The 8689-nt window shown below is 59.4% G+C and carries 6 protein-coding genes; 2 read left to right on the top strand and 4 right to left on the bottom strand.

Annotated elements, in window-relative coordinates; genetic code table 11:
- Both PH562_RS19455 and PH562_RS19450 read left to right on the top strand, forming a co-directional pair.
- Positions 1–306, top strand: a 306-nt coding sequence (locus PH562_RS19455; RefSeq protein WP_285174907.1) for a hypothetical protein, incomplete at its 5' end; no start/stop codon positions are given.
- 288 nt (positions 307–594) lie between these two features.
- Entirely contained in the window at positions 595–2535 is a 1941-nt protein-coding gene (locus tag PH562_RS19450; protein ID WP_285174905.1) for a M23 family metallopeptidase, read from the top strand.
- Between the two features lie 98 nt (positions 2536–2633).
- Here the strand turns inward: PH562_RS19450 and clpB are convergent, their stop codons facing one another.
- From clpB to prfA, 4 genes are all read right to left on the bottom strand, one after another.
- Positions 2634–5234: an ATP-dependent chaperone ClpB gene (gene clpB / locus PH562_RS19445; RefSeq protein WP_285174901.1), complete on the bottom strand. Its 2601-nt coding sequence runs from the start codon at positions 5232–5234 to the stop codon at positions 2634–2636.
- A gap of 365 nt (positions 5235–5599) precedes the next feature.
- Positions 5600–6304 (bottom strand): DUF4167 domain-containing protein, encoded by a 705-nt coding sequence (locus PH562_RS19440; protein WP_285174899.1) that lies wholly within the window; start codon positions 6302–6304, stop codon positions 5600–5602.
- A gap of 348 nt (positions 6305–6652) precedes the next feature.
- On the bottom strand, positions 6653–7528 hold the full coding sequence (gene prmC / locus PH562_RS19435) for a peptide chain release factor N(5)-glutamine methyltransferase (protein ID WP_285174897.1): 876 nt from the start codon (positions 7526–7528) through the stop codon (positions 6653–6655).
- The gene (gene prfA, locus PH562_RS19430; protein ID WP_285174895.1) at positions 7525–8604 is read right to left on the bottom strand and encodes a peptide chain release factor 1; all 1080 of its coding nucleotides are present in this window, start codon (positions 8602–8604) and stop codon (positions 7525–7527) included. The genes prmC and prfA overlap by 4 nt, the downstream gene beginning before the upstream one ends.
- Positions 8605–8689 lie beyond the last annotated feature (85 nt).

The raw sequence follows: 8689 nt of genomic DNA, 5'->3' as shown, positions 1-8689 counted from the left end.
GAAGTCTCTTTCCAGAACCCAGATCTCTCCAGGTCCCGCGAAGCTCCGCCGCCCACGTTTCTCTTTCTTCTCATCTTCAATTGTCAAATAACAGACCAGTCAAACCAGTCAAAAACAGAACTTCCTTCAATCCCAGGCCCAGCCCAGAACCAACAATCAGCATCGCAGCCAATCCAGGAAACACCAGAGCGAGAGACTTCGTCGCCAGCAGCGCCGCCGCCCTCGTCAGTGATCGGGCTTATAGACCCTACCTCCGAACCAAGTCAACAGGCCTATTTTGAAAAAAATCAAAAAACACATAACTGATTGATTCTTATGTGAGTTTTATGAATACCCCTGTGAGCTTCGTAAAAATACCCCAAAACACCGGTAGATATCCATCAGATCAAGTGAGGCGGGGCAGCAAAATGGCGGAGCCGGCCCAAGAGCTGCATCTCGACATCAGATCTCCGTCCCATGACGCTTGGCATTTATGGGAAACAGCGCACGGAATGGCTCAAAAAGCGGCTGGTTGATTTGACACTCCTGTCATAAATATGCACATCTTCGCCCCCAGCCTGCGGGCTCGCATGAAGGAAGCGGATCACGATCGGCATGATGACGGACAAGATGATGCTCCGATCGCTCGGCAACGAGCCGCCAATCCTGGCGGATGGCCGGCGGGCACCGGATCGGCGCGAGGTTTCTCTCCGTTGGCTTTCCGGCACCTTTCTGACCGGCGTCACGTCAAGCATCCTGATGGGGGTGGCATTGTTTGCCGCGCTCGACGGCCGGCAGCAACTCGCCATCCCTGCGGAAGCCTATGCGACGGTCGATAGTCATAATGCTGCCGATGATCAGGTCACACGCGGTGGCCGGCTGATTTCCACGGCAATCGCCTCAAAACCTTCCGACCGCAATATTCTGGAAGTGTCGACCGTTGTGCGCGATGGCGACAAGGAGGTGGTGCGCCGCCAGCCTTTCGCCCATGTGAAGATTGCCCTCGCCACCAACCGCATCGCCAGCGAGAGCTACCCGCCCTTCGATCCTTTGGCAATCTTTTCGACGGACGACAACATACCGCAGCCGGCCAACAAGACCGGAGCCATCTACGGATCGGACGTCGAATCCGAAGTCAGCCTGAAAACGATTGCCTTTCCCACCAAGGATATTCCCTTCCAGCTCGCCGGCTCCATGTCGCTCGATGAGGTCGAGGAGAATGTCCGTTCCAACGGCTCGGTGCTGGCCGACGGGAACACCCAGCTTTCCGCGCTCTATTATGTCGACCCGCGCCGTTTCGCCAATGATGATTCCGATGTCGACCTGACGGCGGGCCTTGCTGCCCGCATCGTGGAAGAGAACATGTCCGTTTCCGCCCCAGAAGCCGTGACCGCGCAGACGGAAGAATTTGCCGACGACATCATTCCCGTCCGCGAAAACATGTCGATTGCCACAGCGCTGACCGGATCCGGTTACCTCAAGGCCGACGCGGACGATGTCGCAGCCAAGATCCAGCCGCTCTTCGGTTCGGCCGACGTCTCCGCCGGCGACGTGCTGCGCATCGGCATTCTGCAGAAGGGCGAGCAGGCAAAAATCATCCGCGCCAGCATCTATCGCGGCACGAAACACCTGCTGACAGTCGCGCAGAACGACCGAGGCGACTTCGTTGCCGGCAACGCACCGCCGATGCTCGATGCCATCTCGACGGCTTTCGACAACGACACGCCCGCCCTGGCGGCCGGCCGCGACCTGCCGAGTGTCTATGACGGCATCTATCGCGCCGCCCTTTCCTACGGCATGACCAAGGAGATGGTGGCGCAGATCGTCAAGCTGCTTGCGAGCAACGTCGATTTCCAGGCACAATTGAAGCCGACGGATTCACTGGAAGCCTTCTTCTCGGTCACAGACGACAAGGGACAGGCGACGGCCGATTCCGAACTGCTCTACGTCAACGCCCGGTTCGGCGATAACGTGACCCGCTTCTACCGCTTCGAGGATCCGACGGATCACTCGATCGATTACTTCGACGAAAACGGCAAGAGCATCCGGCAGTTCCTGCTGCGCAATCCCGTTCCCACCGGTGTCTTCAAATCCGGCTTCGGCATGCGCCGCCACCCCATCCTCGGCTTTGCCCGCATGCATACCGGTGTAGACTGGTCCGCACCGCGCGGTACGCCGATCATCGCTGCCGGCAACGGCATTGTCGAAAAGGCCGGCTGGGATTCCGGCGGCTTTGGCAATCAGACCTTGATCCGGCATGCGAACGGCTACGTCTCCTCCTACAATCACCAGAGTGCCATCGCCAAGGGCGTGGTCCCCGGCGCAAAGGTGGTGCAGGGACAGGTGATCGGCTTCATCGGCTCGACTGGTCTCGCGACGGGCCCCCACCTGCACTATGAGCTGATCGTCAACGGTACGAAGGTCGACCCGTTGCGCATCCGCCTTCCCGGCGGCAAATCGCTTGAAGGCGATCCGCTTGCCAAATTCCAGGAAGAGCGTAAGCGCATCGATACACTGCTGACCGACGAGAAGACGAAGCAGATCGCCAGCAAATAGCTGCAGCCGCTCGGCCACTTCATGCTGGGGCTGCGCTGCGGCCGATAGCAAAATGGCGGCCCGAGGACCGCCATCCGCATTTATTCAATCGCCGCAGCTTAGGCCGCTTCGTTTACCGCCTGGCGCGCACGGAACAACAGCCGGTCCGAACCGCTGGTGACCTTGACGAGCGAACCATCCGGAATTTGACCCGAAAGGATCTGTTCGGCGAGCGGATCCTGGACGTATTTCTGGATCACCCGCTTCAGCGGCCGTGCACCATAGACCGGATCGTAACCCTTGTTGGCGAGCCAGTTGCGGGCATCGTCATCGAGTTCGAGCGTGATCTTGCGCTCCGACAGCAGCTTCAGCAGTCGTTCCAGCTGGATATCGACGATCGCGCCCATCTCATCACGCTTCAGGCGGTGGAACAGGATGATCTCGTCGATACGGTTCAGGAATTCCGGCCGGAAATGCGACCGGACAACGTCCATCACCTGCTCGCGCACCAGATCGCTGTCATCGCCATCCTTCAGCTGGGTCAGATATTCGGCACCCAGATTGGAGGTCATGATGATCATCGTGTTGCGGAAGTCGACCGTGCGGCCCTGTCCGTCCGTCAAACGCCCGTCATCCAGAACCTGGAGCAGGATATTGAAGACATCTGGATGCGCCTTCTCGATCTCGTCGAACAGCACGACCTGATAGGGTCGGCGACGGACGGCTTCGGTGAGTGCCCCGCCTTCCTCATAGCCGACATAGCCCGGAGGAGCACCGATCAACCGAGCCACGGAATGCTTTTCCATGTACTCGGACATGTCGATACGCACCATCGCGGTGTCATCGTCGAAGAGGAAGCGGGCAAGCGCCTTCGTCAACTCCGTCTTGCCGACGCCGGTCGGGCCAAGGAAGATGAACGAGCCGATCGGCCGGTTCGGATCCTGCAGGCCGGCCCGCGAGCGGCGGACGGCACGGGAAACGGCCTGAACGGCGTCGCCCTGGCCGACGACCCACTTCGCCAGTTCGTCTTCCATCCGAAGCAGCTTGTCGCGCTCACCTTCCAGCATCTTGTCCACGGGAATCCCGGTCCAGCGGGAAACCACCTGGGCGATGTTGTCGGCAGTGACGACTTCCTGCACCATGGAATCGCGGGCACTATCCTGCTCTTCCGCGGTGTGAAGTTCCTTCTCAAGATTGGGGATCACGCCATAGGCGAGCTCGCCGGCACGCTGGAATTCCCCCTTGCGCTGGGCGATGGCGAGTTCGTTGCGGGCGTCGTCGAGCTGCTTCTTCAGATCGGCGGCAAGACCGAGCTTCTGCTTTTCGGCCTGCCAGCGCGCGGTCAGCGCATCGGCTTCCTCTTCCAGCGAAGCAAGATCCGTTTCCAGCCTCTTCAGCCGGTCGGCGGAAGACTGGTCGGTTTCCTTCTTCAGCGCCTCGCGCTCGATCTTCAGCTGGATGATGCGACGATCGAGTTCGTCGAGCTCTTCCGGCTTCGAATCCACCTGCATACGCAGACGCGCTGCAGCTTCGTCCATCAGGTCAATGGCCTTGTCCGGCAGAAAGCGGTCGGTGATGTAGCGGTTCGACAGGGTGGCAGCAGCCACCAGCGCGGCATCGGCGATGCGCACCTTGTGATGCTGTTCGTATTTTTCCTTCAAGCCGCGCAGGATCGAGATCGTGTCTTCGACCGTCGGTTCCTCGACCATGACGGGCTGGAAGCGGCGGGCAAGGGCCGGATCCTTCTCGACATGCTTGCGATATTCATCGAGCGTGGTCGCGCCGACGCAGTGAAGTTCGCCACGCGCAAGGGCGGGTTTCAGGAGGTTGGACGCATCCATCGCGCCATCCGCCTTGCCGGCACCGACCAGCGTGTGCATCTCGTCGATGAACAGGATGATCTCACCGTTTTCCGACTGCACTTCGTTGAGCACAGCCTTCAGCCGCTCTTCAAATTCACCGCGGAACTTCGCACCGGCTATCAGCGCGCCCATGTCGAGCGCCATAAGCTTCTTGTCCTTCAAGGATTCCGGCACGTCGCCATTGACAATACGCAACGCCAGGCCTTCAACGATCGCCGTCTTGCCGACGCCGGGCTCGCCGATCAGCACGGGATTGTTCTTCGTGCGGCGGGAAAGGACCTGGATCGTGCGGCGAATTTCGTCGTCACGGCCGATAACCGGGTCGAGCTTGCCTTCGCGGGCCTCGGCGGTGAGGTCGCGTGCATATTTCTTCAGGGAATCGAAGCCCTGCTCCGCATTGGCGGAGTCAGCCGTGCGCCCCTTACGGATATCGTTGATGACCTGATTGAGGGCAACAGGCGTTACGCCTGCATTTTTCAGCGTCGCCGAGGTTGAAGCCGTAGGTTCGATCGCCAGTGCCTGCAAAAGACGCTCAACGGTGACGAAACTGTCACCCGACTTCTTCGCGGCATCTTCGGCAGTGGCGAAGACCTTGGCGAGCGGCTGTGAGAGATAGACCTGGCCGTCGCCACCGGAAACCTTCGGCAGCTTGGCAAGCGCGGCATCATTGGCAATGCGGGCAGCCTTGGCATCACCGCCGGCCCGTTCGATCAACGAGGCAGCCATGCCCTGGTCGTCGTCCAAGAGAACCTTGAGAACGTGCTCGGGCGTGAACTGCTGATTACCCTGTGCAAGCGCATTAGTTTGGGCGGATTGCAGGAAACCGCGTACCCGCTCGGAGTATTTTTCAATATTCATATGAGACCTCCATGAATCGCTCTGCCCGGATCCGGCACAGACCGATGATTGAGATTGAGCCCCCTCTAGAGGCAGGCCCCGCCTTTCCGCCATTGAGATTTGCGGCAAGACAACTGGAGAGAATATGGGAGGGTATTTGAAGAGTTTAAAGGGTGCAAAACGCGAAAAAGGCGCGTGGCTTATTAGCCAGTTCACCCAGCTGAACCTTGGCTTCGACAGTTCGACGATAGCGACTCGTTCCCTCTCGCTACCTGATGATCACTTCGTCCTTTTCATACGCCCATAGCAAAACGGCAACGGCAGCGCATCTCGCGCTGCCGTTGCCGTTTCAATTTCTACCGTCCGCGCCCGAAAGCGCACGGGCCTTATTCCGAGGCAACATCCGCCAGAGCAGGAGTGTCGCCCGAGGCGGCTTCGCCCTGATCTTCGCCTTCGCCCGATGCAGCGCTGCGGCGCGGCTGGCGGCGCGGGCGATTGCCGCCTGCACTACGGCGACGCGGCTGACGCTCGGTTGCGGCCACTGCCGGGGTTTCCTCTTCGATCGCCACTTCGGCCGGGATGCCTTCGATTACCGGTTGCGGACCCGTACCGTTGATGGTTTCGGGCTCGCGAGCAGGCGCCGCAACAGCGGCTGGAGCAGCCTGCTGCTGGCGAACGTGAGGCTGAGCCATCTGCGGTTGATCGTCGATCTCCTGCGCATCCATATCGTCGATGTCGCGCTCGGCATTATCGCGGTCATTGTAGTTGTGATGATCGTCGCGCTGGTAGCGCTCCTGCATCTGCGCCTGCGCGCTGGCAATGATCCGATTGTAGTGCTCGGCATGCTGCAGGTAGTTTTCCGCCATAACGCGGTCGCCGGAGCTTTGAGCATCGCGAGCCAAGGCCGCGTACTTCTCGGCGATGTGCTGTGCGGTTCCGCGGATTTTCACATCGGGACCGGAGCTGTCGTAAGTCCTGGTCAGCGGGTTCGAGCCCTTGCGGTTGAAATTGTTGTTGTTATTTCCGCCGCCGCCGCCGTTGTTGTTATTACCACGCCCCCGACCGCGCTTGTTCTGCTGTCCTGGCCTCATAGATCCTTCACCTGAATTCTCTTCGTTGGGATAAAAATCATACACGACACCTGCTGCCGCGGTTCGGACATTCCCGAACCAGGGCCTGCGTGCCGCAAGCAAACTGCGCTTTAGCGCCGGTCTGCCGCTCGACTACGTCAGATTAAACTGATCACGCATTGGGTTATCTTCAACCTTTGACACTCTTACCAAAGAGCGGATCCCCGAGGCTGTCCAAGATAAGCGAATCGTCTCGCTCATTCCCAGCCGCCCAACGCGTGAGCGCAACCTATATTGCTTCCTCAGGAAATCCAAGCTTTTTCTTTGCGATAACAACAGGGTCCCACAAATCCGCTGCAAAACGTCGCGTTAATGTTGAAATTCAAACACAAGAACCCGGTCGTTCTGGCCGTAGTCACGAGCCGCCTCGACAAGGGAAAATCCTGCTCCTTCAAAAATCGAAGTCACCGTTTCACGCTGATCGTAGCCGATCTCCACACCAATCATACCATTCTGATATAGAAATCGAGCCGCATCCTTTGCGATCGCCCTGTATGCATCCAGCCCGTCAAAGCCCCCATCAAGGGCTGTGGGAGGATCGAAATCCTTTACTTCTGGAGCGAGAGTGGAAATGACACTAGACGCAATATAGGGCGGATTTGAGACAATCACATGAAAACGTTCGTGGATGGCTTCAAACCAGCTTCCCTGCGCAGTTCTGAACCGCGCCGCCAAGCCATTTCGCTCCGCGTTCCCGCGAGCGGTTTCCAGCGCTTCGCTGGAAATGTCGGAACCCACACCCGTCGCTTTGGGGCATTCATGAAGCAGAGCCAGACAAATGGCCCCAGTACCCGTTCCGATGTCAAGTATATGGATATTGCCGATCTGGGATTCAAGACGCCTGACATGCGGCAGCATCGTATCGACGAGAATTTCCGTATCGGGCCGCGGTTCGAGCGTCGCAGCCGAAAGCCGCAGCGACAGGCCATAGAATTCCCGCTCGCCGAGAATGCGATAGACCGGCTCGTGCTTGAGCCGGCGAGCGATCGCCGCGCGTACCATCACCGTATCATCCTCAGACACGGACTCGGAACCGTGCGTCACGAGCCCAGTCGCGGAAAGATGCAGAAGACCGCCGACAAGAATGCGTGCTTCCGTGGCGGGATCATCGAGATCGGCCTCGGCAAAACGCACGCGCACCTCCTGCAGGAGCCCGGATATGGTTGGCCCCTGCCCGCCGCTCATGCCTGTTCGCCGAGCTGGGCGAGCTGGCTCGCCTGGTAATCCGCCAGCAGTGCGTCGACCACCTCGTCGATCTCGCCCACCATCATCCGATCGAGCTTGTAGAGTGTCAGGTTAATGCGGTGATCGGTGACGCGCCCCTGCGGGAAATTATAGGTGCGGATGCGTTCGGAGCGGTCGCCGGAGCCGACCTGGCTCTTGCGGTCGGCGGAACGCTCGCTATCGGCGCGCTGACGCTCCATGTCAAAGAGGCGCGAACGCAGCACCTGCATGGCCTTGGCGCGGTTCTGATGCTGCGACTTTTCCGAGCTCGTGACGACGATGCCGGAGGGAAGATGCGTGATACGCACCGCAGAGTCGGTCGTATTGACGTGCTGGCCGCCGGCACCCGAAGAGCGCATGGTGTCGATGCGGATATCCTCGGGTCGAATCTCGATATCGATTTCTTCGGCTTCCGGCAACACGGCGACGGTCGCCGCCGAGGTGTGGATACGGCCACTGGCTTCGGTTTCCGGCACGCGCTGTACGCGATGGACGCCGGATTCGAACTTCAACCGGGAAAACACGCCCTTGCCGCTGATGGTGGCAATGATTTCCTTAAAGCCGCCCGCTTCGCCGTCGCTGGCGGAGAGAACCTCCACCTTCCAGCCATTGGCGGCCGCGAAACGTTCATACATACGGAAGAGATCGCCAGCGAAAAGGGCTGCCTCGGAACCGCCGGTGCCGGCGCGGATTTCCAGGATCGCGCTCTTCTCGTCGGCGGCATCCTTCGGCAGAAGCTCGATCTGGATGTCCTTTTCCAGCGTCTCGATGCGCTCCTTGACCTCAGGCAGTTCCATCTCGGCAAGATCGCGCATCTCGCGATCGACCGACTTGTCGGAGAGCATAGTTTCGAGATCGGCAGCCTCGGCAAGGGCGCGCTCATAGTCGCGGATCTTGATGACGACCGGCTGCAGTTCGGAATATTCGGAAGCAAGCTTCACATAGACATCCGCGGCCGGACCGGCGGACATGCGCGCCTCGATCTCGCCGAAGCGGCGTTCCAATTCGCGCATTTTTTCAACAGGGAGCTTCGCCACCCTCTACTCCAATTCTTCTTATTATCTCTGCTTTGATGTCGTGATGCGCATGATACTGCCTGCAAACCGCTTCGTGTTTTTCAGG

It is taken from the genome of Rhizobium centroccidentale (assembly GCF_030182565.1).
In the GTDB taxonomy this organism is placed as follows: Bacteria; Pseudomonadota; Alphaproteobacteria; order Rhizobiales; family Rhizobiaceae; genus Rhizobium.
This window is presented reverse-complemented; position numbering and strand designations above follow the sequence as displayed.